At 73.1% G+C, this 26,894-nt stretch carries 23 protein-coding genes and 1 tRNA gene; 17 read left to right on the forward strand and 7 right to left on the reverse strand.

Annotated elements, in window-relative coordinates:
- The first annotated feature begins 38 nt into the window (after positions 1–38).
- From ACLE50_RS00740 to ACLE50_RS00780, 9 genes are all read left to right on the forward strand, one after another.
- A complete protein-coding gene (locus tag ACLE50_RS00740; RefSeq protein ID WP_410941366.1) occupies positions 39–1,361 on the forward strand; it encodes an MFS transporter in 1,323 nt (440 codons plus the stop codon).
- Positions 1,358–2,509 carry a DNA polymerase III subunit delta' gene (locus tag ACLE50_RS00745; protein ID WP_410941367.1) on the forward strand — a complete coding sequence of 384 codons (1,152 nt, stop codon included), beginning with the start codon at positions 1,358–1,360 and terminating at the stop codon, positions 2,507–2,509. The genes ACLE50_RS00740 and ACLE50_RS00745 overlap by 4 nt, the downstream gene beginning before the upstream one ends.
- A gap of 5 nt (positions 2,510–2,514) precedes the next feature.
- Entirely contained in the window at positions 2,515–3,021 is a 507-nt protein-coding gene (locus tag ACLE50_RS00750; RefSeq protein ID WP_410941368.1) for a 2'-5' RNA ligase family protein, read from the forward strand.
- 50 nt (positions 3,022–3,071) lie between these two features.
- Positions 3,072–3,148: transfer RNA gene (locus ACLE50_RS00755), tRNA-Thr, on the forward strand.
- A 324-nt stretch (positions 3,149–3,472) separates the two neighbouring features.
- Positions 3,473–5,521 carry an HNH endonuclease gene (locus ACLE50_RS00760; protein WP_410941369.1) on the forward strand — a complete coding sequence of 683 codons (2,049 nt, stop codon included), beginning with the start codon at positions 3,473–3,475 and terminating at the stop codon, positions 5,519–5,521.
- Positions 5,522–6,199: 678 nt separating this feature from the next.
- A complete protein-coding gene (locus ACLE50_RS00765) occupies positions 6,200–7,939 on the forward strand; it encodes a hypothetical protein (protein WP_410941370.1) in 1,740 nt (579 codons plus the stop codon).
- Positions 7,936–9,495: a poly-gamma-glutamate synthase PgsB gene (gene pgsB, locus ACLE50_RS00770; protein ID WP_410941371.1), complete on the forward strand. Its 1,560-nt coding sequence runs from the start codon at positions 7,936–7,938 to the stop codon at positions 9,493–9,495. The genes ACLE50_RS00765 and pgsB overlap by 4 nt, the downstream gene beginning before the upstream one ends.
- Positions 9,446–9,823, forward strand: a complete 378-nt coding sequence (locus tag ACLE50_RS00775) for a poly-gamma-glutamate biosynthesis protein PgsC/CapC (RefSeq protein WP_410941372.1) — start codon at positions 9,446–9,448, stop codon at positions 9,821–9,823. The genes pgsB and ACLE50_RS00775 overlap by 50 nt, the downstream gene beginning before the upstream one ends.
- A gap of 20 nt (positions 9,824–9,843) precedes the next feature.
- Positions 9,844–10,890 (forward strand): C40 family peptidase, encoded by a 1,047-nt coding sequence (locus ACLE50_RS00780; protein WP_410941373.1) that lies wholly within the window; start codon positions 9,844–9,846, stop codon positions 10,888–10,890.
- A gap of 8 nt (positions 10,891–10,898) precedes the next feature.
- Here ACLE50_RS00780 and ACLE50_RS00785 read toward each other — a convergent pair whose 3' ends face one another.
- Together ACLE50_RS00785 and ACLE50_RS00790 are read right to left on the reverse strand one after the other, a co-directional pair.
- Positions 10,899–13,121 carry a CapA family protein gene (locus tag ACLE50_RS00785; protein WP_410941374.1) on the reverse strand — a complete coding sequence of 741 codons (2,223 nt, stop codon included), beginning with the start codon at positions 13,119–13,121 and terminating at the stop codon, positions 10,899–10,901.
- Between the two features lie 152 nt (positions 13,122–13,273).
- The gene (locus tag ACLE50_RS00790) at positions 13,274–14,323 is read right to left on the reverse strand and encodes an iron-siderophore ABC transporter substrate-binding protein (protein ID WP_410941375.1); all 1,050 of its coding nucleotides are present in this window, start codon (positions 14,321–14,323) and stop codon (positions 13,274–13,276) included.
- A gap of 281 nt (positions 14,324–14,604) precedes the next feature.
- Between ACLE50_RS00790 and ACLE50_RS00795 the strand changes: the two genes are divergently transcribed.
- On the forward strand, positions 14,605–15,579 hold the full coding sequence (locus ACLE50_RS00795) for a ferritin-like domain-containing protein (RefSeq protein WP_410941376.1): 975 nt from the start codon (positions 14,605–14,607) through the stop codon (positions 15,577–15,579).
- Positions 15,580–15,624: 45 nt separating this feature from the next.
- Here ACLE50_RS00795 and ACLE50_RS00800 read toward each other — a convergent pair whose 3' ends face one another.
- Positions 15,625–16,326 (reverse strand): GAF and ANTAR domain-containing protein, encoded by a 702-nt coding sequence (locus tag ACLE50_RS00800; protein WP_410941377.1) that lies wholly within the window; start codon positions 16,324–16,326, stop codon positions 15,625–15,627.
- A gap of 66 nt (positions 16,327–16,392) precedes the next feature.
- Complete coding sequence (locus ACLE50_RS00805; protein WP_410941378.1) at positions 16,393–17,439, reverse strand: zinc-dependent alcohol dehydrogenase family protein; 1,047 nt, start codon at positions 17,437–17,439, stop codon at positions 16,393–16,395.
- Between the two features lie 311 nt (positions 17,440–17,750).
- On the opposite strand from ACLE50_RS00805, the gene ACLE50_RS00810 reads away from it, so the two are divergent.
- The 4 genes from ACLE50_RS00810 (at position 17,751) to ACLE50_RS00825 (ending at position 22,221) form a co-directional block, all read left to right on the forward strand.
- Entirely contained in the window at positions 17,751–18,377 is a 627-nt protein-coding gene (locus tag ACLE50_RS00810) for a hypothetical protein (RefSeq protein WP_410941379.1), read from the forward strand.
- A 176-nt stretch (positions 18,378–18,553) separates the two neighbouring features.
- A complete protein-coding gene (locus ACLE50_RS00815; protein ID WP_410941380.1) occupies positions 18,554–19,546 on the forward strand; it encodes an AraC-like ligand-binding domain-containing protein in 993 nt (330 codons plus the stop codon).
- 33 nt (positions 19,547–19,579) lie between these two features.
- Complete coding sequence (gene styD, locus ACLE50_RS00820) at positions 19,580–21,049, forward strand: phenylacetaldehyde dehydrogenase StyD (protein ID WP_410941381.1); 1,470 nt, start codon at positions 19,580–19,582, stop codon at positions 21,047–21,049.
- Between the two features lie 50 nt (positions 21,050–21,099).
- Positions 21,100–22,221, forward strand: a complete 1,122-nt coding sequence (locus ACLE50_RS00825; protein ID WP_410941382.1) for an NDMA-dependent alcohol dehydrogenase — start codon at positions 21,100–21,102, stop codon at positions 22,219–22,221.
- Here the strand turns inward: ACLE50_RS00825 and ACLE50_RS00830 are convergent.
- Together ACLE50_RS00830 and ACLE50_RS00835 are read right to left on the reverse strand one after the other, a co-directional pair.
- Positions 22,202–23,122: a DMT family transporter gene (locus ACLE50_RS00830; protein ID WP_410941383.1), complete on the reverse strand. Its 921-nt coding sequence runs from the start codon at positions 23,120–23,122 to the stop codon at positions 22,202–22,204. The two genes, ACLE50_RS00825 and ACLE50_RS00830, sit on opposite strands and share 20 nt — an antisense overlap.
- The gene (locus ACLE50_RS00835; protein ID WP_410941384.1) at positions 23,119–23,622 is read right to left on the reverse strand and encodes a MarR family winged helix-turn-helix transcriptional regulator; all 504 of its coding nucleotides are present in this window, start codon (positions 23,620–23,622) and stop codon (positions 23,119–23,121) included. Before ACLE50_RS00835 ends, ACLE50_RS00830 begins: the two co-directional genes overlap by 4 nt.
- A gap of 262 nt (positions 23,623–23,884) precedes the next feature.
- On the opposite strand from ACLE50_RS00835, the gene ACLE50_RS00840 reads away from it, so the two are divergent.
- A complete protein-coding gene (locus ACLE50_RS00840; protein ID WP_410941385.1) occupies positions 23,885–24,241 on the forward strand; it encodes a hypothetical protein in 357 nt (118 codons plus the stop codon).
- Positions 24,242–24,574: 333 nt separating this feature from the next.
- Positions 24,575–25,027 carry a hypothetical protein gene (locus ACLE50_RS00845; RefSeq protein ID WP_410941386.1) on the forward strand — a complete coding sequence of 151 codons (453 nt, stop codon included), beginning with the start codon at positions 24,575–24,577 and terminating at the stop codon, positions 25,025–25,027.
- Positions 25,028–25,133: 106 nt separating this feature from the next.
- Here the strand turns inward: ACLE50_RS00845 and ACLE50_RS00850 are convergent, their stop codons facing one another.
- Positions 25,134–25,850, reverse strand: a complete 717-nt coding sequence (locus tag ACLE50_RS00850) for an alpha/beta hydrolase family protein (RefSeq protein ID WP_410941387.1) — start codon at positions 25,848–25,850, stop codon at positions 25,134–25,136.
- A gap of 74 nt (positions 25,851–25,924) precedes the next feature.
- Here ACLE50_RS00850 and ACLE50_RS00855 point away from each other — a divergent pair, with 74 nt between their 5' ends.
- Positions 25,925–26,893: an aldo/keto reductase gene (locus ACLE50_RS00855; RefSeq protein ID WP_410941388.1), complete on the forward strand. Its 969-nt coding sequence runs from the start codon at positions 25,925–25,927 to the stop codon at positions 26,891–26,893.
- Position 26,894 lies beyond the last annotated feature (1 nt).

Consider the following 26,894-nt stretch of genomic DNA (forward strand, 5'->3'; position numbering starts at 1 on the left):
CGATCCCGTCGCACGCTCCCCCTGCACCGCGCGGCTCGGTGCTGGCGATCCCCGCGTTCCGCCGCCTGTGGACGGTCACCGCGCTGACCTCGACCGGCGAGTGGCTGTCGCTGCTGGCGCTCACCTCGCTGGCCACCCACCTCACCGCGACGGCGGGTTTCACCGCGCAGAGCTTCGCGCTCGGTGGGGTCGTCGCGACCAAGCTGGTGCCGTCGCTGCTGTGCGGGCCGCTGGCAGGGGTGCTCGCGGACCGCTTCGACCGGCGCCGGGTCATGATCGTCTGCGACCTGGCGAAGTTCGTGCTGCTGGCGTCCGTGCCGTTCGTCCACTCGCTGTGGTGGCTGCTCGTCGTGACGCTGCTGCTGGAGCTGTGCACGATGTTCTGGATCCCGGCCAAGGACGCGGCGGTGCCGAACCTGCTGCGCCGCCCGGAGCAGATGGAGCAGGCCGCGCAGCTGAGCCTGGTCGTCACCTACGGTGTCGCGGTCGTCGGCGGGGCCGGGCTGTTCGCCCTGGTCGCGAAGGCCGCCCCGCTGCTCGACGCCGCCGACCCCACGGCCGCGGTGCACGTCGCGCTGTTCCTGAACTCGTTCGTCTTCCTGGCGTCGGCGCTGGTGGTGGCGCTGCGGATTCCCGAGCTGTCCGGGCGGGCCGCGGTCGCCGACCGGCGTGAGGTCCCGCCGTCGATGCTGTTCCTGCTGCGCGACGGCTTCCGGTTCGTCGCCGGCACCCCGCTGGTGCGCGGGCTGGTGATCGGCATCGTCGGTGCGTTCACCGCGGGCGGCGCGGTGATCGCCACCGCGAAGCTCTACGCGTCCGGCCTCGGTGGCGGCGACGCGGCGTACTCGGTGCTGTTCGCCTCGGTGTTCGCCGGGCTCGCGCTCGGGATGCTCGCCGCGCCCCGGCTGGCGCAGCGGCTCCCGCACCAGCGGCTGTTCGGCGCCGCGATCGTCGGGGCCGGGCTGGCGCTGGTGCTCGTCGCCGTCGCCGTGCACCTGTTCATGGCGATCGCCGCGGTGGTCCTGGTCGGTGGGTTCGCCGGCGTCGCGTTCCTGACCGGGCTGACGATCATCGGGACGCGGGTCGCCGACGAGGTCCGCGGCCGGGTGAACGCGTTCGTCCAGTCGCTGGTGCGGCTGGTCCTGCTGGGTGCGATGTCGCTGGTCCCGGTGGTGGTCGGGGTGATCGCGACCCGGACCGTCATGATCGGCGGCGCCGCGGTCGTCGTCGACGGGACGCGGTTCGTGCTCGCCGGTGGTGGCATCCTGGCGGCCGCGGTCGGCGCGATCGCCTACCGCCTGATGTCGGGGGCCGACGCCGTGGAGCCGACCGGTCCGGTGCGTGTGGAGGAGATCCCGTGAGCGTCTGGGACGACGTGGTGGGCCAGCCCGCCGCCGTCGCCGAGCTGGGTGCGGCAGCCGCGGATCCGGCGGCGATGACGCACGCGTGGCTGTTCACCGGGCCCCCCGGGGCGGGTCGGTCGAACGCGGCACGGGCGTTCGCGGCGGCGCTGCAGTGCCCCTACGGCGGCTGCGGCGAGTGCAGTGCCTGCCGGACGACGCTGGCCGGTACCCACTCCGACGTCCGCGAGATCAACCCCGAGGGTCTGTCGATCAAGGTCGACGAGATGCGCGCCCTGGTGCAGCTCGCGGCGCGGCGCCCGGCCACCGGCCGGTGGCAGATCGTGATCATCTCCGACGCCGACCGGCTCACCGAGGGCGCGTCGAACGCCCTGCTCAAGGCGATCGAGGAGCCCGCTCCGGAGACGGTCTGGCTGCTGTGCGCGCCGTCGGACCACCCGGAGGACGTGCCGGTCACCATCCGGTCCCGCTGCCGCCCGGTGCACCTGCGCAGCCCCGCCGTGGAGGCCGTCGCGAGCGTGCTGCGCGAGCGCGACGGGATCCCGGCCGAGCAGGCCGAGTGGGCGGCGTCGGTGTGCGGCGGGCACGTCGGCCGCGCCCGGCGGCTCGCCCGTGACCCGCAGGCCCGTTCGCGCCGCGAGACGATTCTCGGCGTCCCGACGCACCTGCGGCGGCTCGGCGACGCGTTCTCCCACGCCGACGCGCTGATCCGCTCCGCGGAAGCCGAGGCCGAGGAGATCCGGTCCTCCCGCGACGACGTGGAGAAGGAGGAGCTCGCCGTCGCCATGGGCGCGGGCGGCACCGGGAAGGGTGCGGCGACGGCGGCCCGGTCGGCGAAGGCCGCGGAGCGGGACCTGGAGAAACGGCAGAAGAGCCGCGCGACCCGGACCCAGCGCGACGCCCTGGACCGTGCACTCGTCGACCTCGCCGGGTTCTACCGGGACACGATCGTCGCCGCCTCGGGCGCCGAGGTGCCGCTGAGCAACCCGGACCGGGACCGCGAGATCCGCACCGCGGCCGCCGAGTGGGGCCCGGAGTCCTCGCTGCGGCGGCTGGAGGCCGTGCTGGCCTGCCGGGACGCCCTCGAGCAGAACGTGAAGCCGCGGATCGCGGTCGAGGCGATGATGACCGCGCTGCACCGCGGCTGAGCACCGTGGACGACCGGCCGCTGATCCTCACCGGCGTGCTCGACGAGCCGGTACGACGGTGGCTCGACGACCTGCGCGAGCGGCACTTCCCGCCCCAGCGCAACCACCTCGCCGCGCACCTGACGCTGTTCCACGCTCTGCCTGCCGACGACGCCGACGCGGTCACCGCCGATGTCCGCGCCGCCGCGTCGGAGCGCCCCCCGCTCGCCGCGACGGTGACCGGACCGCGCCTGCTCGGCCGCGGGGTCGCGCTGCGGATCGACTGCCCGGAGCTGCTCGCTCTGCGCCGTTCGCTCGCGGCCCGCCGGGCCGACCGGCTCACCCGGCAGGACGCGACCAAGAACGACCTGCACGTCACGGTGCAGAACAAGGTCGACCCCGACACCGCCCGCAGGCTGTACGACGAGCTGGCCGCCCTCGAGCCACAGGCCACGACGGTCACCGGCCTGGCCCTCTGGCGCTACGACGGCGGCCCCTGGGCCCCGGCCGGACGCTTCGCGTTCGGGGGCTGATCCCCCTCGTCGGATCGGCGGGGCCGATCGCTACACTGGGTCCGCACCACGCCGCCTTAGCTCAGTCGGTTAGAGCGACGCACTCGTAATGCGTAGGTCAGGAGTTCGACTCTCCTAGGCGGCTCCACAGGTCGGAGGCCCGTTTCGGGCCTCCGACCAGCTCTTGTACAAGCTCGTGGCCTCTTTTGTGTGGCCTCCCGCTCGCCGGCAGAGGCCCCGTTCGGGCTCTGCCCAGCTTCCAGGCGAGCTTCGTGGCACGTTCGTGGCACGGGGTTGGGGCGGCGCCTGCTTCCATGATCGGCGTTCTGCCGGTGTTCGGTGCCGGATATGGCACCGAACACCGGCAAACCGATGATCACGGTACCGGTGATGCCATCCCGCCCCGCTCGCACAGGGTCTCGTGGCTCGACGGTCCCGGGTCAGGATTCGAGCGGAGCGAGACCTCCGCCGCGTGCCGGAGCCCCGGGCGGGGAAGCGGAAGGGCACGGGCTCTGAAGTGATTACCGGGATGCCGGGCTGCCCAGGGCTCGTCGGAAACGAGCCGGCGCACGAGCAGGTCACCGGGGATCCGGTTGCGGCCGACGAAGACCTTCCCGCCCTACGGGCCTGCTCGCTCCCCGCCTGTCATCGTCCGCGCCTGCCCCGTTCAACGGTCATCTCCCTGCGCCGAATGACCGCAACTTTTACTGGAGAACTGGCTGCATACTCCGGTAGAATCGAACACGTGGTCGACACAACGGTCGAAGAGGCACTCGCCGGGCACATGCCGCCCGGCGGGACCCTCGCCGCGCTCTGCGAGGCCACTGCCGCCGTACCCGGCGAGCTGTCGGATCGTGAGTTGCTGAAGACCGTCGAGGCTGCGGTGCAGCTGGAGCGCTGGGCCGGTGCGGTCCGCACCCGCCTGCTCGGCGCCCTGGTCGAACGGCACCCACCGGGCAGTACCGCACCCGTCCCCGACGCCACCGGCAAGACACCGGTACCGGTGGCCCGCTGGCTACCGTCGCAGGTCGCGATCGCCACCCATCTGACCGAGGACCAGGCCCGCGGCGAACTCGGCATGGCCGAACGCCTCTACCGGGTGCTGCCCGAGACCCTCGCCGAGTGGGAGGCCGGGCGGATCGGGGAACGCGCCGCCGAGGCCATCGCCGAGTCCACCCAGGTCCTCGACGACGCCGCCGCCCGTGCGGTGCAGGCCGCGATCCTGCCCGGCGCCTCCACGATCACCCAGACCCGGCTCCGCGCCCGGCTGCGGACCGCGATCCACCGCGCCGACCCCGACGGAGCAGCCAAGCGCCACCAGCGGGCGTTCGACGACCGCGAAGTGACGATCAGCCGCACGGACAACGGCATGGGCTCACTGTGGTTGTCCGGATCGGCGGCCCAGACCGAAGCCTCCTGGAACTCTCTGGATCGTCTCGCCCGGTCGTTGGGCAGCGAGGATCCGCGGACGCTGGCGCAGCGGCGCTGCGATCTGGCGCATGAGTTGTTGCAGGGCACGGTGACGATCACCGATCTGACCTCGGTGATGACCGCGGTGAGCACCGTGATCAACAGCCGCCACCCGGCAGACGCCGCGGCGGCCACGAGCACCGGGACTGGAACTGCAACTGGTGTACCGCCAGCGACGCACCCAGCGCGCCCCAACAGGGCCGCGGGGGCCTCCCGCGAAGCCTCCGGCAGCGACACCACGGCCGGACCCGGTACCGCACAGACGGCCGCGGCGACGACCAACAGCGCGACCGAGACGCCGACCGGCGCAGCCACCGATAGCTGCCCGAACGATGTCGACCCCGACGTCATCGCCACCGCCGTCGCCGAAGTCCTCGCGTGTAAGCCCGACCCCAACGCCACGATCGGGCGTAAACCGTTGATTCAGGTCGTGGTCGGCCTCGACACCCTGCTCGGCGGTAGCCGGCCCGGGGAGATCACCGGCCACGGCCCCATCTCCGCGACCACCGCCCGCGCTCTGGCTGCCGGTGGTGACTGGAAACGGCTGGTCACCGACCCCGCCACCGGACAGTTGCTCGACTACGGACGCAACGCCTACCGGCCACCGGCGAACCTGCACGACCACGTCCACGGCCGCGACGGCACCTGTCGTGGTCCGGACTGCGAACGCCGCATCCGCGACCTCGATCATCACCAGGACTGGGACAAGGACGGTCACACCGTCGACGACAACCTCTTCGGGCTCTGCCAACGCCACCACAAGCTCAAAGACGTCACCGGCTGGCACGCCCTGGTGCGCCCCGACGGTGGACTGACCTGGATCAGCCCGGACGGGTATCAGTCGACCACGTACCCGAAGGACTACCGCGTCTTCACCGAGGACACCGTGGTCACCGAGGGCGTCGCGGAGCGGCGGGTGATCAAACTTGACACCGATACCGGCACCGACATACCCAACGTCCGGAGCAGGTTCACCCGCCCCGCCGGCGAAGGGGAAACCTTGATCCCGGAACCCCGCGACGGCGACGACGACACCCCCGCACCGTTCTGACGATCCCCCGATCGGTCTGAGGCCTGGGTGTCCGACTGCGGAGCACCGACGTGCCTGACAAGCGCGTGTGCGTGTGAACCAGCGGTAGGCCGATGCGTGACCGGACACCGAGCACGATGGTCGCGGGGCCGCTTACCCCGAATGCGACTGCCCCTGCACCGGGGGTGATCACGGACGCGGCACAGCGCAACCGGTGGGCGACGCGTAGTGACCCACGCTCCTTCTTCTCGTTGAGTCGGATGAGCGCCCGGGACCGGGCTCGGCTCGCCGGACACCAGGTCCGGCTCAGGGGAAGACAGACGGTGTGGTCGGCCGCGCGGGGCGCGGTGCCGGCGGCACAGGGGAACAGCGATGACGTCAGTGTCCGCCGCGCACCGCGCGACCGAGGGCCGTACCGGGCTGCGTCGGGTCGCACCGGAGCGGTCCGCTGCGGAGCGGACCGAGACGGTGACCGAGGCAGCAACAGCAGCTCCGGCGCAGGCCGAGGCAGCGCGAACCGAGGCAGCGCAGACCGGTGCAGCGCAGACCGGTGCAGGGCGGGCCGGTGCAGCGCAGACCTGTGGAGCGCAGGCCGGTGGAGCGCAGGCTGAGGCCGTGCAGGCCGGTGCAGCGCGGACCGATCAGGCGCGGGGCGATGCAGCGTCGGACGACCGAGCGCACACCGAGTCGGAGCGGGTCGTGCCCGGCTCGGAGCACGTCTTCCCGCCGCCGCGGTTCCCGGCGGGCGTCGGGGTCGCGCCGGCCGTGCTGCTCGCCGTGCTGCTGGCCGGCGGGGCCGGACTGGCGCTGCTGTCGGTCCCGGGCACCGACCCGGCGACCGGGGCGTCGACGGGCGGGGTCGACCGGCCGGGACTGGTGGCCGGGGTGTCGGTCGCCGTCGCCGGGATCTGGGCCTACCTCGCCCTGCGGACGACGATCGTCGGCCCGGTCCGCCGCCTGCGCGACGACCTCGAGGCCCGGGTCCGCGACGGCGAGCACGTCCCGCGCGCGTCGTTCACCTCCGAGACCGAGCGCGTCGTCACCGCGATCCGGGGCACGCGGCGGGGCCGCACGCTGAGCGCGGTCCTGGCCCTCGTGCTGGTCGGGGCCGGGCTGGTGTCCTGGCTGGTGGCGGCGACGGTGCTGGTCGGCGAGCGTCCGCGCGCCGCCGACGAGGTCGCCGCGGAGGGCCGTCGCACGGCGGGCGACGTCGCGCTCGCGGTGCGCCACGAGCTGGAGAACGGCCTCGGCGGGCTGACCGGGGTCGCCGCCGGTGCAGCCGGGCTGGACCCGGGCACGGTCGCCGGCGAGGTGCTCGTCGCCCGCCCGGTGTTCGACGCGGCGACCGTCCTCGACCCGGCCGGCGACGTCGTCGGCGCGGCCGGGACCGGACGTGCTGTCCTGCGCACCGCCCCGGCCCCGGGCATCACGCTGCTCAACACCCGCGGTCCGGAGCCGATCCTGGTCGCCGCCGCCCCGCTGGCGGACGGGAACACGCTCGTCGGCGAGTACGACGTCCGCACCCTCAACGAGCTCCTGCGCGGCACCCCCGACCAGGTCGCCGTCGTCGACCCGGGGATGCGCACGGTCCTGCGCAACACCGGCTACCGCGCCTTCGCCGACCTGAGCGACCCCGAGCAGCGCAGCGCGGCCGAGCAGGCGGCCCGGCCGGTGCCCGCGGCCCCGCTCGCCGGACCGCTCCCCGGGGCCCCGCCCGGCGCCGGTGACGCGGCGACCGCCGGTGGTGCCGTGACCCCGGGCGCTCCGGTGACTCCTGTCGACGGGACCGTCGCCGCCGCCCGGCGGATCGGCTTCCAGGACGCGACGGCAGCGCTGGGCTGGGTGGTCGTCGTCGAGCAGGATCTGCGGGCCACCGCGGTCAGCCAGGACGCCGTCGGCCGGTCCGCGACCGCGATCTGCGGCGTCTGCGCCGCGGCCGTGCTGTTCCTGCTGGCCTGGACCTGGGTCGGCACCGTGCGGCCGCTGCGCGGGCTCGGCGGGTACGCGGAGGCGATCGCCGGGATCCCGGAGGGCGGGGTCGCGCCGGCGCCCCGCGCCCCGCAGCGGGTGAACGAGGCCGGCGCGATCGCGGCCGCGATGAACCGCCGGCTGATCACGCTGCTGCGCGAGCGCGCTGCCGCGGGCTCGGCGTCGGCGGCTGCCGACCGCGAGAGCGCCGACCTCTACGAGACGGTCTGCTTCGCCCGGATCACCGACGAGCCGGCGCAGGCCCCGCAGTGGGTCCCGTTCCCCGCCGGCGGGGCGAGCGCCGATCGGGGAAACCGCGGTGAGGAGAGCTCCGGTCAGGGGAACCCCGGCCCGGAGAACGCCGGTCAGGGGAACCCCGGCCGGGACCACACCGACCACGCGACGGTCTGCTTCTCCGCCGTCACCCGGACCGCCGCCGGGCGGGAGCTCACCGGGGCCGAGCGCCGATGACGTTCCTGTTCACGATCTACGCCGTCGGGTGTGCGATCGCCCTGGTCGCGGGGATCGTCGAGCAGCGACGGCACTACCGGAACCTGCGCAGCATCCCGCGGCGGATCGTCGTGAACGGGATCCGCGGCAAGAGTTCGATCACCCGGCTCTGCGCCGGTGCGCTGCGCGGTGGCGGCCTGGTCACCGTCGCGAAGACGACCGGCACCGCGGCCCGGTTCATCGGCCCCGACGGCGTCGACGAGCCGATCTACCGCAAGTTCGGCCTGGCCAACATCGTCGAGCAGATCGACATCGTGCGCCGCGCCGCCGCGTTCCGGCCGGACGCGCTGGTCATCGAGTGCATGGCCGTCCTGCCCGATCTGCAGGAGGTCAACGAGCGCAAGCTCGTGCAGTCCACGATCTGCGTGATCTGCAACGTCCGCGAGGACCACCTCACCGAGATGGGGCCGACCCTCGACGACGTGGCCCGCTCGCTGTCGCGGTCCATGCCGCTCGGCGGCATCTGCGTCACGGCCGAGCAGGACCGGGTCGGGATCCTCCGCGAGGAGGCGGCGCGCCGCGGCTGCCGGCTGATCCAGGTCGACCCGGAGTCGGTCACCGACGCCGAGGCCGAGGCCTTTCCCTGGATCACCTTCAAGGAGAACGTGGCGATCGCCGTCGCCGTCGCCGAGCTGTCCGGGATCGGCCGCGACGCCGCGCTCGCCGGGATGGTCGCCGCCCGCCCGGACCCCGGCACCGTCGCCGTCGACACCTGCCACGCGGCGGGGACGACGCTGTCGTTCGCGAACGTGTTCGCGGCCAACGATCCCGAGTCGACGCTGCTGAACGTCGAGCTGCTCACCGCGCGCGACCTGATCGGCTCACCGCTCAACCTGGTGATCAACTGCCGGCCGGACCGCCTGGAGCGCAACGGCCAGATGGGCGAGCTGACCGGGCGGCTGCGGCCGGACCGGGTCGTGCTCATCGGTGAGCAGACCCGTTCGGCGCGGGTCGCGGTCCCGGCCGACCTGGCCGACCGGGTCGTCGACCTGGGCGGACCGCTGCAGTTCGAGGCCCTGCTCGACGCGCTGGTCACCGACGACGACAACGCCGCCTCGCTGGTGGCGGTCGGCAACATCCACGGCCAGGGTGAGGCGCTCCTGGACCGGCTCCGCGCGCTGCCCACCGCGCCTGCCCGCGCCCGGCGCCGTATCCCGGCACCCGCGCCGCGGAGCCCAGCACCCGCGCCGGGGAGCCCAGCACCCGCGCCGGGGAGCCCGGCACCCGTGCCGGGGAGCCCGGCACCCGGGCTGCGGAGCCCGGCACCCGCGCCGCGGATCCTGCACCGCCCGGACACCGACGACTGTCCGACCCGGCCGCTCCCGTCCCACCGCCCCTCGACGACACCCACCGGAGGCAGCCATGCTGTTCGGGACCCTGGCGGCGGAGGTCGCCACCGTCGCCCTCGCCCTGGGCGTGCTGCTGTCCCTGGGCTGCTACCTCACCACCAACCTGTCGCCCGGCGGCATGATCACGCCGGGCTGGATCGCGCTGACCCTGACCGAGGACAGCCATAAGATCCTGGTCATCGCGGTCGTGACCGGCCTGACCTACGGCGGGACGCTGCTGCTGCAACGGCACGTGATCCTCTACGGCAAGCGGCTGTTCGCGGTCGTCACGATGATCAGCGTCCTGCTCTCCACCGGGCTGTTCCTGGTGATCCACGAGGACTTCCCGCTGCTGTTCGCGCACGAGACGCTCGGCTTCATCATCCCCGGGCTGATCGCCTACCAGCTGGTCCGGCAGCCCACCGGCGCCACCGTCCTCTGCACGACGGCGGTGAGCGCGGCCGGTTACGGCATCCTCGCCGTCGGTATCCTGCTCGGCGCCGTGGCCACGACATGACAACCGGCCGGAGGCCCACCGTGACCGAATCCCGACTCGCCGAGAAAACCCCACCCGGGAGCCGGATGATCCTGCTCGTCGTCGTGGGGGTGGTCGGGATCCTGGCCGGGGTAGCGGTCGGGCCGGTGATGTCGATGCTGAAGCGGCCCGACGCACCGGTGGCCGGTACGGAACCCGCGGCACCGCTGCCGTCCACCGACCCCGGCGGCTTCCGGTTCTCCCCGGCCGGGGCCCCCGGGGAGACGGAGGTCGTCGACCGCGCCGGGAACCCGGTCGCCCGGTTCACAGACGGGGCGCGGACAGTGACCCTGGTCGGGCCGTCGCGCACCATCGCCGAGCCCGCGTACGCCCGGTCGTCGGTCGTGACCAGCACGTGGGTTCGGCTCGCTCCACACCCATGGCACACCGGATCCGAGGCGGAGCCGTGGGTGCGCGACTGGCTGTCGACCGCCCTCGCCGACCGCAGCCCGGACGTGCTCGCGATCGCGATGCAGTACACCCGGGACGCCCCCGACCGGGTTGACGACCAGGGGGTGCGCTACGCCGGCCGGGCCCGCTTCGGCCCCGAGCTCGACGACGGCCGCCGCGAGATCGGCGCCGACTTCTACGACTACCTCGGCATCCCCTGGCGCTTCGCGGACGGCACCGTGAAGCAGCCCGAACCTGCGCAGCGCGGTGCCCTGGACTGCTCCGGCTTCCTGCGGATGGTCTACGGCTACCGCAGTGGCTTCCCGCTGCTCGCCGGTCGCAGCGGCGACGGCCTGCCTCGCCGTGCCGACCCGATGGCGCACAGCGGCCCCGGAAAGGTGATCATCGCCGACGAGGAGCAGCGACCGACCGACCTCGACGGGATCCGGCCCGGGGACCTGCTGTTCTTCACCACCGACGACGAGCCCGACATCGACCACTCCGCGATCTACCTCGGCACCGACACCGACGGCAGGCACCGCTTCATCTCCAGTCGCGGCGGCGCGAACGCCCCCACCCTCGGCGACGAGGGCGGGGCGTCGGTACTCGACGGCGAGGGCTTCTACGCCAACGGCTTTCGCACCGCGCGCCGGATCTGACGGGTCCGTCAGCGGGGCGGGCCCTCGCCGCCGCCGGGCAGCACCGTCAGCGGCTCCGGGACCGGTCCGCCCGCGGTCGTGGCGGCCCGCTCGAGCCGCGCCTCGCCACCGACGTAGGTGCGCAGGTGGGTCGCGCGTGTCGTGGCGTGCGGACCGGGCCCCGACCACTCGATCAGCCGCAGGCCGTCGACGTCGGCGCTCGTCGTGGAGGGCGGGTTCGGCCGGCCCGGCGTCGCCCGCGGCGGGTACAGCCGCACGAACACCTGCACGGCAACCGCGTCCGGGGGTGCCGTTGCGTCGACCCGCAGCGGCTCCCACGGACGGCCGGTGGCGCCGCCGTCGAGTACCCGGACGGTCTGTGAGGCCGAGGGACCCTTGGTATCGGAGAACCAGGACAGCTGTACCTCGGCGCGGGCGCCCGGGTCGAGGCGGGCCATGCCGTTCAGGGTGAGTTCGGGCCTGGCCACCGGGGGCCCGTCTGCCGGCGGGGCGGCACCCTCGTCATCGTCGTCCTTGTTGAGGCGGCGGAGGCGCTCGGCGCTTGCAGCGTTCAGGAGCGCACGGTGGGTCGTTGTTCCGGTCACCGGTTTAGCGTCTCCGCTGGTACGGGTGAGGCGGTACACCTGGCCGCGCGAGGGGTCCGGGTCCCCGATGATCGAAGCGTCGGGGCTGCTGGTCCACAGCGCTCCCGGTCCTTCGCCGAGGGTGTCGGCCTCGAAGTCGCCGGTCCACAGCAGATCCTGACCGGTCTGCACGACTCCCGGCGGACCGGTGTCGCGGACCGACCAGCCGGTCCCGATCTCCGCGATCGTCCCGGCCGGGGACGGCGGCAGCGGGACCGAAGCCGGCACGGGCGGTGGGCGGCCGCCGAGGTCGAGTTCCACCGCACCGTCCTCGACGGTGAACGGGCCCTTGCTGCGCCCGAGTGCCGTGCGGTCGACGTGATCGGCGAAGCCCGGGCGCAGCCCGTGCGCGACGTAGCCGTCGATCATCACCGGCTCGAGGAAGGCCCGCACGATCCGGCCCTGCCGCAGGTGCACGTTCAGGACGTAACTCTCGAACGTGGGCCAGACCGTCTGGTCGAACACCAGGTTGCCCAGCGACCAGGCCGCCAGGCTGCTCCCGTTCCAATCCAGCCCCCCGACGACGTGCGGGTGCGCGTTGACGACGAGGGTCGCGCCGGCGTCCCGGGCCGTCTGGGTGAACGACTGGACCTGACCCGACGGTGATCTGCCGTATTCGAAACCACCGTGCACGCTGAACACGACCACGGCCCCCGAGGCCTTCGCGGCGGCGACGGAGTCCCGGATGCGGATCGGGTCGCACGGAGCGGCACCGCCCTTCTCCGGGCCCGCCACGTAGGAGATCGGCTGCTCGCTACCGGTGATCGACGTGCAGCCGAGGAACGCGATGCGGGTGCCCTTGACCGTGTTCACCGCGGGCGCATAGGCCGCGTCGACGCTGTGCCCCAGCCCGAACTGGCGGGCGCCCGGGGCGAATCCGGCGGCGGTGAAGCGGTCGACGGTCGACCCGACACCCTCCTCCAGCATGTCGTACTGGTGGTTGTTGGCCAGCCCGACGACGTCCACCCCGGCGCGGCCGAGAGCTTCCGGGAGTGCCGGTCCGCTGGCGAAGACGAACCGCTTCGTCGGGTGCGCGGTCGATGGCCGCGGCTGGGCGGGGTCGATGAAGGGTTCGGCGACCACGGGGCTCTCGACGTTGACCTCGGTCAGGTCCCCGTCCCGCAGCAGCGGCGCGATCGAGTCCAGCAGCGCGGTGTGCTCGCCGACATCCGACGGATCCTTGATGAGGGCATCGGATCGGCTGCCGTCCTCGTCCGGGTCGAAGAACCGGCGGCCCATCATCACGTCGCCGCCGAACTGCAGGGCGACGGTCTGCCCGTCGTCCGGGGTGAGCCGGACGAGCAGCGGGTCCCCGGGGGTGCCGGCCCGGGTACGGCCGAGGAATCCGGCGTGGGCGACGGTCACCCAGCTGCCGCCGACCGTCGCCGGGACGGAGAACCCGCCCTGTGCGTCGGTGCGGGTGGTGCCGGAGTCGGTCCGCACCTCGGCGTCGGCGACGGGGCGGCCGTCGAGGTCGACGACCCGGCCGGGCACGTCCGCGGCGGGGACCGGGCCAGGAGGCGGCGGGGGCGCACAGCCGACCGGCGCCACGACCAGCACGCAGAACAGGACGAGAGCCGATCGCCGCCGGCCGCGCTGCGTCGCCATGATCTGTCAGGGACTCCCTCGTCGGTGCCGGACGGGTCCGAAGCTAGCCGACCGTGCCGACTGCGAGAGGGTCTCCCCCTGCCCGGCCCCGTCCCGGGGGAGCCCGCCCACGGTGTCCGGTATGCGGGGGACGACGGGCGGTACGTGTCCGGTCAGCGGGCCAGCGTCGGCGCGATCTTCGCGGCGAGGGCGTCGACGACGGTCGGCAGGCTCAGCACCGTGCCCCACGTCCAGGCCCCGGAGACCAGCGGATCTTCGACGAAGATCGACCGGCCGGCCTTCACCACGTTCAGGAGCGGGTAGAGCGGCAGCTTCTCGATGATCGCCCGGTTGCTCGGCTTGCTGCCGATGTTCCACAGCAGCACGTCCCGGTCGAGCAGGCGCATCTGCTCGTCGCTGACCGGCGCGCCGTCGTTCTGTCCCTGCAGGGCGGGGATGTCGTCGGGGACGACGAAGCCCAGCCCGGTCAGCAGCTGCGAGCGCGGATCACCCGGGGACCGTACGAACGACGCCCCGGGCTGGAAGCGTTCCGCCACCAGCGCGGTGCGCCCGGCGAACTCCGGGTGTGCGCGCCGGGTCGCCTCGACCTTGTCCTTGACGCCGGCCACCGCCTTCTCCGCGGCGTCGGTGCGGCCGAGTGCCTGCCCCGCCAGTCGGGTCACCGCCTCCCATGGCGCGGCGAACTCCGGGTAGCCCTTCGGCGGGCCGACGGTCGGCGCGATCGCGGAGAGCTTGCGGTACTCGTCCTCGGACATCGAGGTGTAGAGGCCCAGGATCAGATCCGGGCGCAGCGCGGCGATCTGCTCGTAGCGGTAGTCCGGGGTGCCGGTGAACTGGCCCTTGTTGAGCACCGTCGGCTTCGCGTCACCCAGGGCCTGCTGCGCCCAGGGCCACACGGCGTAGGGATAGTCGCCGTACCAGTCGGTGACCGCCACCGGACGCACCCCGAGCGCGAGCACGGCGTCCTGGTCGCTGTAGCCGACCGTCACGACGCGCTGCGGGTCGGCCGGGACCTCGGTGACGCCGCGCAGGTGCTCCACGCGGTTCGGCGCCGCAGCCGGGCGCGCGGGGTCGGTGCCGCCGGTCGTCGCGCAGCCGGACAGCACGCCCCAGGCGGTGACGGCACCGGCGCCGAGCAGCAGGCGCCGCCGGGTGAGGTCGCTGTCCGGGCCCACGGGGCGGGTCGGCGTCAGGGTGCCCATCGCGTACGTCCTCTGCAGTTCGGTGAGGCTTGCCTTGCCCCGGTCGGCTCATTCTGGGTCGGCGTGCCCCGGAGATCAACGGCCCGTGCCCGCCGGCCGTCGACCCGGCCACCCGGCCACCGGGCCGGACGCGCCCTCCTGCGCGGCACCCGATCGGTTCGTCACCCGCGCCGGGCGGTGTCGTTGACCACACGAGGGCACCGTGGCGGTGCCCTCCACCACCCGACTGCGGAGACGGCCCCGGACCCGGCCGCCCCGTCGGGCCGGCACGAGGAGTTCTCGTGTTCCACGGTTTCACCACGAAGTTCCTGAAGGACTCGATCGAGCGCAGCACCACCGACGGCATGGACCGTCGCCGGTTCCTGCGGGCGGCCGGGCTGACCGGCGCGGGCGTCGCCGGGCTCGGTGTCCTCGGCAGCGGCATCGCCTCGGCCGGGTCGGACTCCGGCTCCGGTGACGGCTCCGCCGGGGGCGACTCGGGCAAGGTCTCCGACGCCGCCGTCCTCAACTTCGCACTCAACCTCGAGTACCTGGAGGCCGAGTTCTACCTGCGTGCCGTCACCGGCAGCGGGCTGAAGGACTCCCAGATCGACGGCAAAGGCAAGCTGGGCAAGGTCACCGGCGGTCGTCAGGTGAAGTTCGAGACCAAGCTGGGCCGCCAGTACGCCGAGGAGATCGCGCACGACGAGCGCAAGCACGTCGAGTTCCTGCGCTCCGCGCTCGGCGACGCCCGCGTGGCCCGTCCCGAGATCGACCTGCAGTCCGCGTTCACCGCGGCCGCGCAGGCCGCCGGCGTGATCGGCAAGGGGCAGACCTTCGACCCGTTCGCCGACGAGACGAGCTTCCTGCTCGGTGCGTTCATCTTCGAGGACGTCGGGGTCACCGCTTACAAGGGCGCGTCGCCGCTGGTGGCGAACAAGACCTTCCTCGAGGCCGCGGCCGGGATCCTCGCCGTCGAGGCGTACCACGCGGGCCTGGTCCGCACCCTGCTGCTGCAGGGCGGCGCGGCCGAGACCGCCGGGAAGATCTCCGACGCCCGCGACTCCCTCGACGGGCCGTCCGACCTGGACCAGGGCATCGTCAACCGCGACGGCAGCGCGAACATCGTCCCGACCGACGAGAACTCGGTCGCGTTCTCGCGTACGCCCGGCCAGGTGCTCAACATCGTCTATCTGAACCCGGCCTCGGTGAAGTCCGGCGGCTTCTTCCCGGACGGTGTGAACGGCGCCGTCGACACCAGCGACGCCAACGGCTGACCCCCACCCTGAGCAGGGGAGGCCGCCCAGCCAGCCATCCCCTGCTCAGCGGGGCACCAGGACCTCCGTCGCCGGCAGCTCCCCGTGCACGACGGCGGAGGCCACCTCGGCCAGCGGCCGCCCGTTCCGCCGGGCGTAGGACCGCAGCGACTCGAACGCCGTCGTGATGTCGGTACCGGCGTGCACGGCAAGCATCCCCTTCGCCTGCTCCACGGTGATCCGGCTGGTCAGCGCCGTCCGCAGCTGGCCGGCCTCCTGCTCGGCACGATCCCGCTCCCGCGCGCGCAGGATCCCGGCGGCCGCCGCCCCCGCCAGCACAGCGGCGACGTCCAGGTCGGGCTCCGAGGCACGCCCACCCAGCAGGAGCAGCGCGCCGACCGTCTCCTCCGCGTGTCGGACGGGCAGCGCCCATGCGGCTCCGATCCCCGCAGCGCTCGCCTTCGCGACGAACGCCAGCCACCGCGGGCGCTCCCGGTCCAGGTCGGTGCTCAGCACCGGACGGCCGGTGCGGGCGCACTCGCCTCCCGGACCCTGCCCGAACCCGGCGGCCAGCACCTCGCGCGGCCGCGGTGGCCCGACCCCGGCGATTCCGCGCACCGCGCCGTCGGCCAGCACGGCGGCACCGGTCGTCAGCCCGAGGCGCGTGCCGACGGCGTCGACGAGCCGGCCCAGCACCGCGTCGGGCTCGCCGCTCTCCGCCGTCGCGAGACCGAGGACGAGGCCGCCGACGTCCGCGCAGGTGTGCATCGTCAGGTCGTTCGCACGGAACCCTCGTCCGGTTCTGGACGGCGGCGATCTCGTTCCGGTGCGCGGTCAGCCGGGCGTGATCACGACCTTCAGCGCCTCGTTCGCCGCGGCGTTCGCGAACACGTCGTAGGCCTCGTCGATCCGGTCGAAGGTGAACCGGTGCGTCCCCATCTTCTCGGCCGGGATCCGCCCGCTCTCCACCATCGTCAGCAGCGTGGGGATCGAGACGGTGTCCACCAGTCCCATCGTCAGCGCGACGTTGGAGATCCACATGTCCTGCATCGGCAGCTCCACCGGGGCGCCGTGCACGCCGACGTTGGCGATGGTGCCACCGGGCCGGACCACCGCGGCCGCGGTCAGCAGCGTCTCCGGGTAGCCGACGGCCTCGATGGCGACGTCGACGCCGAGCCCGTCGGTCAGTGCCCGCACCTCGTCGACGACGCCGGGTCCCGCCTCGACGGTGTCGGTGGCGCCGAACTCCAGGGCCTTCTCCATCCGGAACTTGTTCGAATCGACGGCGATCACCTTCGACGCGCCCCACAGCCCCGTGGTGAGGACGGCGGACAACCCCACGGCCCCGGCCCCGATGACGGCGACGGTGTCCCCGGGCCGGACCTTCCCGGCGAGCACTCCGACCTCGTAGCCGGTGGGCAGGGAGTCCGCGAGGAAGACCGCCTGCTCGTCGGTGACGCCCTCGGGGACGGCGTGCAGCGACGTGTCCGCGTAGGGGACCCGGACGTACTCGGCCTGGGTGCCGTCGATGAGGTGACCGAAGATCCAGCCGATGCCACCGACGGTCCGGCAGTGCGACGGCATCCCGCGCCGGCAGTACTCGCACCGTCCACACTGGGTGATCGCGGGTACGAGCACCCGATCGCCGACCGAGAAGCCGGACACGGCGTTCCCGGTGGCGGTGACGGTGCCGACGGCCTCGTGGCCGAGGATCCGTCCGTCGGTGACCGCGGGGACGTCGCCCTGCAGGATGTGCAGGTCGGTCCCGCAGATCGTGGTCGTGTCGACCTGCACGACGACATCGGTCGGCTCCTGGACGGCCGCATCCGGAACCTCTTCCCAGGTCTTGCTGCCCGGGCCGTGATAGACGAGCGCCTTCATCTGCTCACTCCGTTGGTCGCAGGACTGCGTCGGTCCACCGACGGTAGTGAGGTCATGCGCATGTGACCGTCTCGCATTGCGACAGGGACCGGTAACCACTCCGGAGCCGGCCGAAACCCCCTGGTGACGACACGTACCGGTGGTTCTCCCGGAGGTCGTCGGGGCCCGTCCACCGCGTCGTGCGGGACGCCCACCGCAGGGCTCCGGCAGGCGTTTCGCTCCGAAAGGCCCGGCACCGTCGATCTTGTTAGGTTGCATCGACTTCGGGCCGGCCGATCGGGGGCGGGCCCACCGGAGGAATTGGAAGTGCAATGAATCGATCGTGGCAGGCCGTACTGGCCGCCCTGCTGTCGGTGCTGGTGGTGGCCGGCTGTGGCTCGTCGGGGTCCTCCTCGTCGTCCTCGGGCTCGTCCGGCTCGTCGTCGTCCTCCCAGGGCGCGAACGTCTCCGACGACGGCGACGCACCGCCGGACCCGGAGGAGAAGGGCGCCGACGCCGCGCCCATCAACGAGCAGTGCCCGACCGAGAACACGAAGTCCTTCGCCAAGACGAAGTTCGTGCTGCACTCGGGCCTGGCGTTCGGCGCGTTCCACCGCTGGATCTACAAGCCGTACAAGGCCGGCACCTTCCAGAAGGGCGCCAAGGGCCGGGTCACCGCGTTCATCAAGGGTGGTCTCGCGGCGCTGTTCATCAAGCGTGAGATCCGCCTGGCGTCCGAGGACGTCAAGGCCAACCCGACCCTGTGCAAGACCATCTCCGCTCCGCTGGCGAAGGTCGGCAACAAGGCCAAGGACTCGCTGACCAAGCTCAAGAGCGGCGACACCAGCGAGGTCGAGGACCTCAACTCCTCGATCGGCGCGGTCAAGGGCGGCTCCGCGAAGCAGGGCGCCGAGATCAAGGAAGACGAGAACGCCGACATCACCTCGGTGCCGAAGTAGCCCTTCGCCGCACCGCAGTCACGTCTCCGGCAACGGCCCGGTGGACGCCCCGTAACGGGGTGCCACCGGGCCGTCGCCGTTCCCGGCCTCCGCGGATCCGGGCCGACGGTGGTAGAACGAACCCCGTCGCGACAGCACGGCCGCTGCCGCAGACCGGGCCGAGACGAGGTGACGCCGTGGGCTCCATCGCCGCCGCGAGCACGCACGTGCCGGACGAGTGGCAGTCCGTGCTCTCCGGGACGTTCGTCCCGCTGGAGTGCGCGTCGGCCGCCGGGAGCGGCCCGGGCGGCTCCGGGTCGCTGCGTGCCCTCGGACTCGACGGCCTGCACCTGGCCGACGTCAGCGGCTCGCCGCAGGTCGTCCGGCGCAGCCAGGCGTGCATCCGGGCGGCCGACCCGGCGTACTACAAGATCGGGCTGCAGCTGGCGGGTACCGCACTGCTGGAACAGGACGGGCGTGAGGCCCGGCTCGGTGCCGGGGACTTCGCCCTCTACGACACCCTGCGCCCGTACCGGCTGCGGTTCGACGGCCCGTTCCGGATGCTCGTGCTGATGTTCCCGCGCACCGCCTTCCCGATGCGCGCAGGCGACCTGCGGGACCGGATGGCCGTCCCGGTCCGCGGTGCCGACGCCGTCGGCGGCATGGTCGGCACGTTCCTCACCGGCCTGACCCGGCTGCTCGACCACGACTCCGACGCCGAGCGGCTCGGCATCGGCGGCGGTCACCTCGGCCCGGCGGTGCTCAACTCGCTGGCCGCCGTCTACGACGACACCCCGCACCGCAGGCCCGCGGTGCCCGAGGGGCTGCTCCACCAGGTGCGCGCCTACATCGAGGACCACCTCGACGACCCGGATCTCGGGCCGGAGCGCCTGGCTGCCGCACACCACGTCTCGGTCCGCTACCTGCACCGGCTGTTCGAGGCCGAGGGCGAGACCGTCGCCGGTCGGATCCGGGCACGACGACTCGAACACTGCCGCCGCGACCTGTGCGACCCGGCGCTGCGGTCCCGGCCGGTCAGCGCCGTCGCAGCCCGGTGGGGACTGCTGAACCCGGCGCACTTCAGCCGGGCGTTCCGCGCGACCTACGGCGTTCCGCCCACCGAGTACCGCCGTGGCCCGCTGGGGGCCGAACCATGCACGGACGCGCAAGGATCGTTCGCTCGGGGATAAGCCGGGCCGTGGCCGCCGGGAGACGGTGGTCACATGACGACCACCGACGTTCGTCCGGCCGCACAGGAGCTGCCGGACCAGCTGTTCATCGGCGGCGAGTGGCGGTCCGGCTCGGCCGGCACCGTCACCGACCTGAACCCGGCCACCGAGGAGGTGCTCGCCGAGGTTCAGGCGGCCTCGGCGGCCGACGTCGACGCGGCCGTCGCCGCGGCGAGGGCCCAGCTCGACGGCGAGTGGGGTGCCCTGCCGGGCGTCGAGCGGGCGAAGATCCTGCACCGGGTCGCGGACCTGCTCGAACGCGACGCCGACGAGCTCGCCCGCCTGGAGGCCCTCGACGTCGGCAAGCCCGTCGGGCAGCCCGCGATGCTCGACGTGCCGAACGCGATCGCCACGTTCCGCCACTTCGCCGGGTGGGCCGACAAGATCACCGGGCAGACTATCCCGACCGCCGGCTACTTCGGACGGCCGACGCACTCCTACACCGTGCGCGAGCCGGTCGGCGTGATCGGCGCGATCACGCCGTGGAACACCCCGCTGATGATCGCGGCCTGGAAGGTCGCGCCCGCGCTGGCGGCCGGGAACACCGTCGTCGTCAAGCCGGCCGAGGACGCGCCGCTGTCCACGCTGCACCTCGCGCGACTGCTGCAGGAGGCGGGACTGCCCGACGGCGTCGTGAACGTCGTGCCGGGCCGCGGTGACGTCGCGGGCACCGCCCTGACCACACACCCGGGCGTCGACAAGATCAGCTTCACCGGCAGTCCCGAGGTCGGACGGGCGATCCAGATCGCCGCCGCCGACGCGTTCAAGCGGGTCACGCTGGAGCTCGGCGGCAAGTCCCCGCAGATCGTGCTCGCCGATGCCGACGTCGACGCCGCCGTCAACGGCACCGCCATGGGGCTGTTCTTCAACCAGGGCGAGGTCTGCGCCGCCGGCACCCGCGTCCTGGTGCACCGCTCGCACTACGACCGGGTCGTCTCCGGGCTGGCCGCCGCGGCGGAGGCGCAGGTCGTGGGCGACCCGTTCGACGCCGCGACGACGATGGGCGCCCTGGTCAACGCCGAGCAGCGCGACCGGGTGCTGTCCTACGTCGAGGCCGGCCGGGCCGAGGGCGCGACCGTCGTCGCGGGCGGCGGCCGCCCGGACGGGGCGGGCTTCTTCGTCGAGCCGACGATCGTCACCGGCGACAACGGCATGCGGATCGCCCAGGAGGAGATCTTCGGCCCGGTCGGCACCGTCATCCCGTTCGACGACCCCGCCGAGGCGGTCCGGATCGCCAACGACACCCGCTACGGCCTCGCCGCGACGATCTGGACCCGTGACGTCGGCGCCGCCCACACCCTCGCCGCACAGGTCCGCGCCGGTGCGGTCTGGGTCAACGGCTGGGCCGCGATCGACCCCGCCCTGCCATGGGGCGGCATGAAGTCCTCCGGCATCGGCCGCGAGCTGGGCTGGAGCGGCATCGTCGCCAACACCGAGGAGAAGACGGTCACCGTCGTCCTCTGACCTCGCGCTCGTCCCTCCCGCACTCCCTTCACCGTCGAAAGGAAACCGTCATGCAGACACGCGGCGCCGTCCTCCGTGAGGCCCCCGGCAAGTACGAGGTCGTCGACCTGGAGCTCGACGACCCCCGCCCCGGCGAGATCCAGGTGCAGATGGCCGCCTCCGGTCTCTGCCACTCCGACGACCACCTCGCCACCGGCGACGTCCCCTGCGGGATCTACCCGATGGCCGGCGGCCACGAGGGCGCCGGGATCGTCACCAAGGTCGGTGCGAACACGCCCGGCTACGCCGAGGGCGACCACGTCGTGTTCTCCTTCCTGCCCGGCTGCGGTCGCTGCCGCTGGTGCGCGTCGGGTCACCAGAACCTGTGTGACCTGGGCCAGTTCCTGCTGGCCGGCTGCCGTCCGGACGACCCGAGCAGCTTCCGGCTCTCCTTCGACGGGGCACCGGTCGGGCAGATGTCGGGCATCTCGACGTTCTGCGAGCACACCACCGTCTCGGTCCACTCGGCGGTGAAGATCCCCGACGCGATCCCGCTGGAGGTCGCCTGCCTGACCGGCTGCTCGGTGGGCACCGGCTGGGGCTCCGCGGTGAACTCCGCCGAGGTGAAGCCCGGCCAGACCGTGATCGTCATGGGCATCGGCGGGATCGGCATCAACGCGGTGCAGGGCGCGGTGCACGCCGGAGCCACGCACGTCATCGCCGTCGACCCGGTGGAGTTCAAGCGCACCAAGGCCCTCGAGCTGGGGGCCACGCACGCCGTCGCCTCGATCGAGGAGGCCGGCGAGATCGCCCGCGGGTTCACCAACGGGCAGGGCGCGGACTCGACGATCGTCACCGTGGGCGTCACGACCGGGGACCACGTGGCCGCGGCGTTCGCGACCGTCCGCAAGCAGGGGACCTGCGTGGTGACCGGGCTCGGCGACATCACGAAGACCGGGGTGAACATCCCGCTCGGCGAGCTCACGCTGTTCCAGAAGCGGCTGCAGGGCTCGCTGTTCGGCGAGTCCGCGCCGAGCTTCGACATCCTCCGCCAGCTGGAGCTCTACCAGGAGGGGGTACTCAAGCTCGACGAGCTCGTGACCACCCAGTACACCCTCGACGAGGTCAACCAGGGCTACGAGGACATGCACGCGGGCAAGAACCTGCGCGGGGTCATCCGGTACGACGCCTGAGCGGTGCCGGCCGCCGGCCTCCGGCCCTCCGCCGGGCCGGGCGCCGCACGACGAGGCGGACGCCGGCCGCGGCCACCCCGAACCCCAGCAGGGTGGCCGCGGTCAGCGGCTCGGCGAGCAGCAACGCGCCGAGCACCGCCGTCGTGGGCGGGACGAGGAACAGCAGGCTCGTGGCCTCGGCGCCGGACCTGCTGCGCAGCAGCGCGAACAGCAGGACGAAGGCCAGGATCGAGCCGATCCCGGCGAGCCACAGCACCACCGCCACCGTCGTCGGCGTCAGCGGCATCGTGAACCCGCCGTGCAGGGCAGCGACCGGGGCCATCGTCGCGGTCGCCCCGACGAGCTGGACGAACGTCGCGGTCAGCATGTCGGTCCGGTCCTGCACCGCCTTCTGGTAGAGCGTGCCGCCCGCGGCCCCGGCCAGGCCGACCACCGCCGCGACCAGTGCTGCCGGACCGAACCGCAGATCCAGTCCTTCACCCACGACCACGCACACCCCGGCGACGCCGAGGACGACCCCGGCCACTTGCAGGGGCCGTAACCGCTCACCGAACAGCACCACCGACGCCACAGCGACAACGACCGGCGACGCGTCGGAGATCAGCGCCGCGAGCCCGGCGGACATCCCGAGCCCGATCGCGGCGAACGCCCCGGTGAACTGCACGTTCTGCAGCAGCGCCCCGATCGCGAGCAGGTCCAGCCACTGCCGTGGGCGCGCCGGCCACCGGGGCCCGCGGACGGCCACCGCCACACCGAGGACGACGGTCGCGATCGCGAACCGCCAGAACCCGAGCGTCACCGGATCGGCCTCGCGCGCCCCCAGGCTGCCCGCGATGTAGCCGCTGCTCCACACCAGGACGAACGCCGTACCGAATCCGAGCGCGGACGCGGCCCGGGTCACGTGTGCGGGTCGGCCGGGTCGACGGTGTGCTCCAGCGGGCACTCCCGCCCGTCGCTCGTGCAGGCACCGCGGTCGCACAGCCGGCAGGTGCGCAGCGCGGGCAGCCGGGTGTCCGCGGCCTCGCCGACGAGCACGCCGAGCAGGTTCTCCAGGTCACGTCGTTGCGTGCTGCTCAGCCGGGTGGTGCGGGCGGCGAGCGAGTCCGCGCGCTCGTCGAGCACGGCGTGTGCGCGCTCGCGGCCGGGCACGGTGAGCCGGACGCGCCGTTCGCGCGTGTCGGCCCCCGCTGTCCGGGCGACGAGGCCCTCGCGTTCCAGCCGGGTCACCAGGCGGGTGGCTCCGGACCCGGTCAGCCCGAGGACGTCGGCGAGCCAGGAGACGGTGCGCCCGGGGTGGGCCAGCAGGGTCACCAATGCGGCCCGGTCGGTCCCGCCGGGACCGAGCAGCTCGTCGGTCACCGACAGGGCGTACGCACCGAGGAGGTTCTCGAGCCGGGCCATGGGCCCACGGTAGACCAGTTGCCTGACTCAGTCATGTTTCACCCGGTGACGGAGCGTCCGGATGGTGGTGGCCGGTGTCGTGGAAACCCGCCTGGATTCACCCGGAAAGGCGGCTGAGAATTCACTGGGTGACCGACACACACGGTGGTGTTCACGGATTTGTCCGAGCCGCCCGGTACAGATAGATTCCCGCACAGTCGGCACGGGCTCCCCCATTCGTCAGCGTGCCGGCAGGTTCGAGCGGTCCGCGCTCGCGACTCACATGGAGAAGACTGTGCAGAAGAAGAAGCTCGGCCTCGTCGCCGCCGCGTCCGCCGCCGCCCTGCTCGGCCTGAGCCCGCTGGCGTTCGCCGACAGCAAGTACGACGAGGGCAACATCGACAAGGGCGCCCAGGGTGCCGTCGCAGGCCTGAACGGCAACAACGGCCAGCTGCCGATCCAGGGCTGCGGCAACACCGTCCCGGTCAACGTCCTGGGTGTCCAGGTTCCGGTCCAGGACGCCAACCTCCTCAACGGCATCACCGGCGCCGTCAACGGCACCGCCGAGTCCGGCGACTCGACCACCGACTCCTCGGGCCACTGCGACCAGGTCGCGGGCACGGGCGACAAGAACGGCTGATCCACCTCGGATCACGGGTGGCCCCGGAGCGACAGTGCTCCGGGGCGCCCGGGCCGGAGGGCGTCGGTGCTGGACCGATCGAGGGGTGACGCCCACCGACCGTGACGGATCTCCTGCCGGTTGCCCCGGTCGGAGGACGCGCAGAAATGCCCGATCCGACCAGTATCGGAACGGAAAGTAATGACGGCGGAAAATGTGCCGACCCACTTGGTCCGGGTAATGATGGGCCGCTAGATTGTCCCGCAACCGGCGCAGCTCCCCCATTCGTTTGCGTCGGAGTCGGAACGAGACCGGCCGCTGGCACGGGCTCGCGAGTCGTATCAGGAGTAATCTGTGCTGAAGAAGGCCGGAATCGTCTTCGCGGCGTCCGCCGCGTCTCTCGTCGCGATGGGCCCGCTCGCGTTTGCGGGCGACTACACCGGCGACCCGGGCCAGGGCAAGCAGGACCCGGGCCACGGTAAGCAGGACCCGGGCCACGACAAGCAGGACCCGGGCCACGGCGACAGCCACGACGACGGGCCCGCCGGCAACATCGACAAGTCCGCGAAGGGCGCGATCGCGCTGCTGAACGGCAACAACGTCAACGTGCCGATCCAGGTCTGCAACAACACCGTCCCGGTGAACGTCCTCGGTGGCCAGGCGCCGCTGCAGGACCTCGGCCTCGGCAACGGTGTGACCGGTGCCCTGGGCATCGCGGGCGAGGGCAAGGCCGAGTCGGGCGACTCGAAGACCGACGCCTCCGGCAGCTGCGGCCAGGAGTCGGGCGCGGGCGACACCAACAAGTGATCTGACGCCGTACGCAGCGCGTACGGAACGAGCCCCCGGAACCCCGGTTCCGGGGGCTCTGTCATGCGCGGGGTCCGGTGCGGAGCCGGCTCGGACTCGGATCGGCTCAGCCGGTGACGCGGCGCAGCTCGGCCACGACGTCCGCCCACGCACCGGACCACGGGTCGACCGGCGCGAAGTGGTCCGCCCCGGGCAGCCCGACGAGCCGCGGACCGGGACGTTGCCGGACGTAGGACTCCGACACCTCGAACGGCACCCGGTCGTCACGGTCGCCGTGCAGGATCGTCACCGGCCCCGCAGGGGCGGGCAGCAGCGCCGGGTCCAGGTCCGGATGGGCTGACGCGGGGCCGCCCAGGTACTCCTGCGCCGCACTCTCGCCGAGCCCGAGGCGGTCGCACAACCCGACGTCGGCGACCGGGGCGAGCGCGACCGTCGTCCGCACCAGGCCGGGCTCGGTGACCGCCGCGAGCAGGGCCAGGTGCCCGCCCGCGGAGTGCCCGACGGCGATCACGCCCGCGGGTCCGGCCCCCGCGGCCACCGCCCGCAGCCCCGCCACCACGTCCGACGCCGATGCGTGCGGGTCGCCGGGGGTCCGCCGGTACTCCAGCGAGGCCACCGGGAAGCCCAGCGCGTGCAGCGCCTCCGCCGCCGGGCGCAGGTGCGTGCGGTCGAACCGCGGCCGCCAGTACCCGCCGTGCACCAGCGCGACCGTCGGGCGCCCGGTCGCGCCGCCGGTCCACCACTCGACGACCTGGTCCGGGTCGTCGCCGTAGCCGGTGGTGCGCTGCGGGTCGGGCCCGGCGCGGTGCGGTACGGCGCTCATGCCCCCAGTCCAGCACGGATGATCACGCGGTGCGCGGCCTCGCGTACCGCGCGGTGCGGGACCAGGATGGTCCGGTGACCGATCCCGCTCCCGCCGCACGTCTCGGCCTCGGCCTGGCCGCGATCGCCCGCCCGGCCTACATCACGTCGGGCCGCGCCGAGGACCTCGGCGACGATCGCGCCGTCGACACGATGCGCGAGCGCACCACCGCACTGCTCGACGCCGCCTACGACGCCGGGATCCGCTACGTCGACGTCGCCCGTTCCTACGGACGTGCCGAGGAGTTCCTGGCCGGCTGGCTCGCCGGCCACCCCGGCGCCGACGACGTCGAGATCGGGTCGAAGTGGGGCTACCGATACGTCGGCGACTGGGCGCTCGACGCGGAGAAGCACGAGGTCAAGGACCATTCACTGGCCGCGTTCACCGAGCAGTACGCGCTGTCGCGGGACCTGCTGGGCGACCGGATCGCGGTCTACCACGTGCACTCGGCGACCCTGGACACCGGCGTGCTCGACGACGCCGGTCTGCACCGCGCACTCGCCGGGCTGCGCGACCGCGGCATCCGGGTCGGCATCTCCACGTCCGGCCCGCAGCAGGCGGACGCGATCCGCCGCGGACTCGAGGTCCGGGTGGACGGCGAGCCGCTGTTCACCTCGTTCCAGTCGACGTGGAACCCGCTGGAGCCATCGGCCGGGCCTGCGCTGGCCGAGGCCGCCGACGCCGGGGCACGGGTGATCGTCAAGGAGGTCTTCGCCAACGGCAGGCTCGCCCCGGGCGGCCGCGACGGCACCCACGGCGCGGAGCGGGCGGAGAACCTCGCGGCGCGGGCCGGGGTCCCGCTGGACCGGATCGCCGTCGCCGCGGCGCTGGAGAACCCGTGGGCCTGGCGGGTGCTGCTCGGCCCGGTGAACACCGCTCAGCTGGCGGACAACATCGCCGGGGCCGGGCTCGCGCTCACCCCGGGGATCCGCACCGAGCTGGCTACGCTGGCCGAGCCGCCGCAGCAGTACTGGTCGACCCGCTCGGCGCGGGCCTGGACCTGAG

This window comes from Pseudonocardia phyllosphaerae (genome assembly GCF_046546475.1).
Taxonomy (GTDB): domain Bacteria; phylum Actinomycetota; class Actinomycetes; order Mycobacteriales; family Pseudonocardiaceae; genus Pseudonocardia; species Pseudonocardia phyllosphaerae.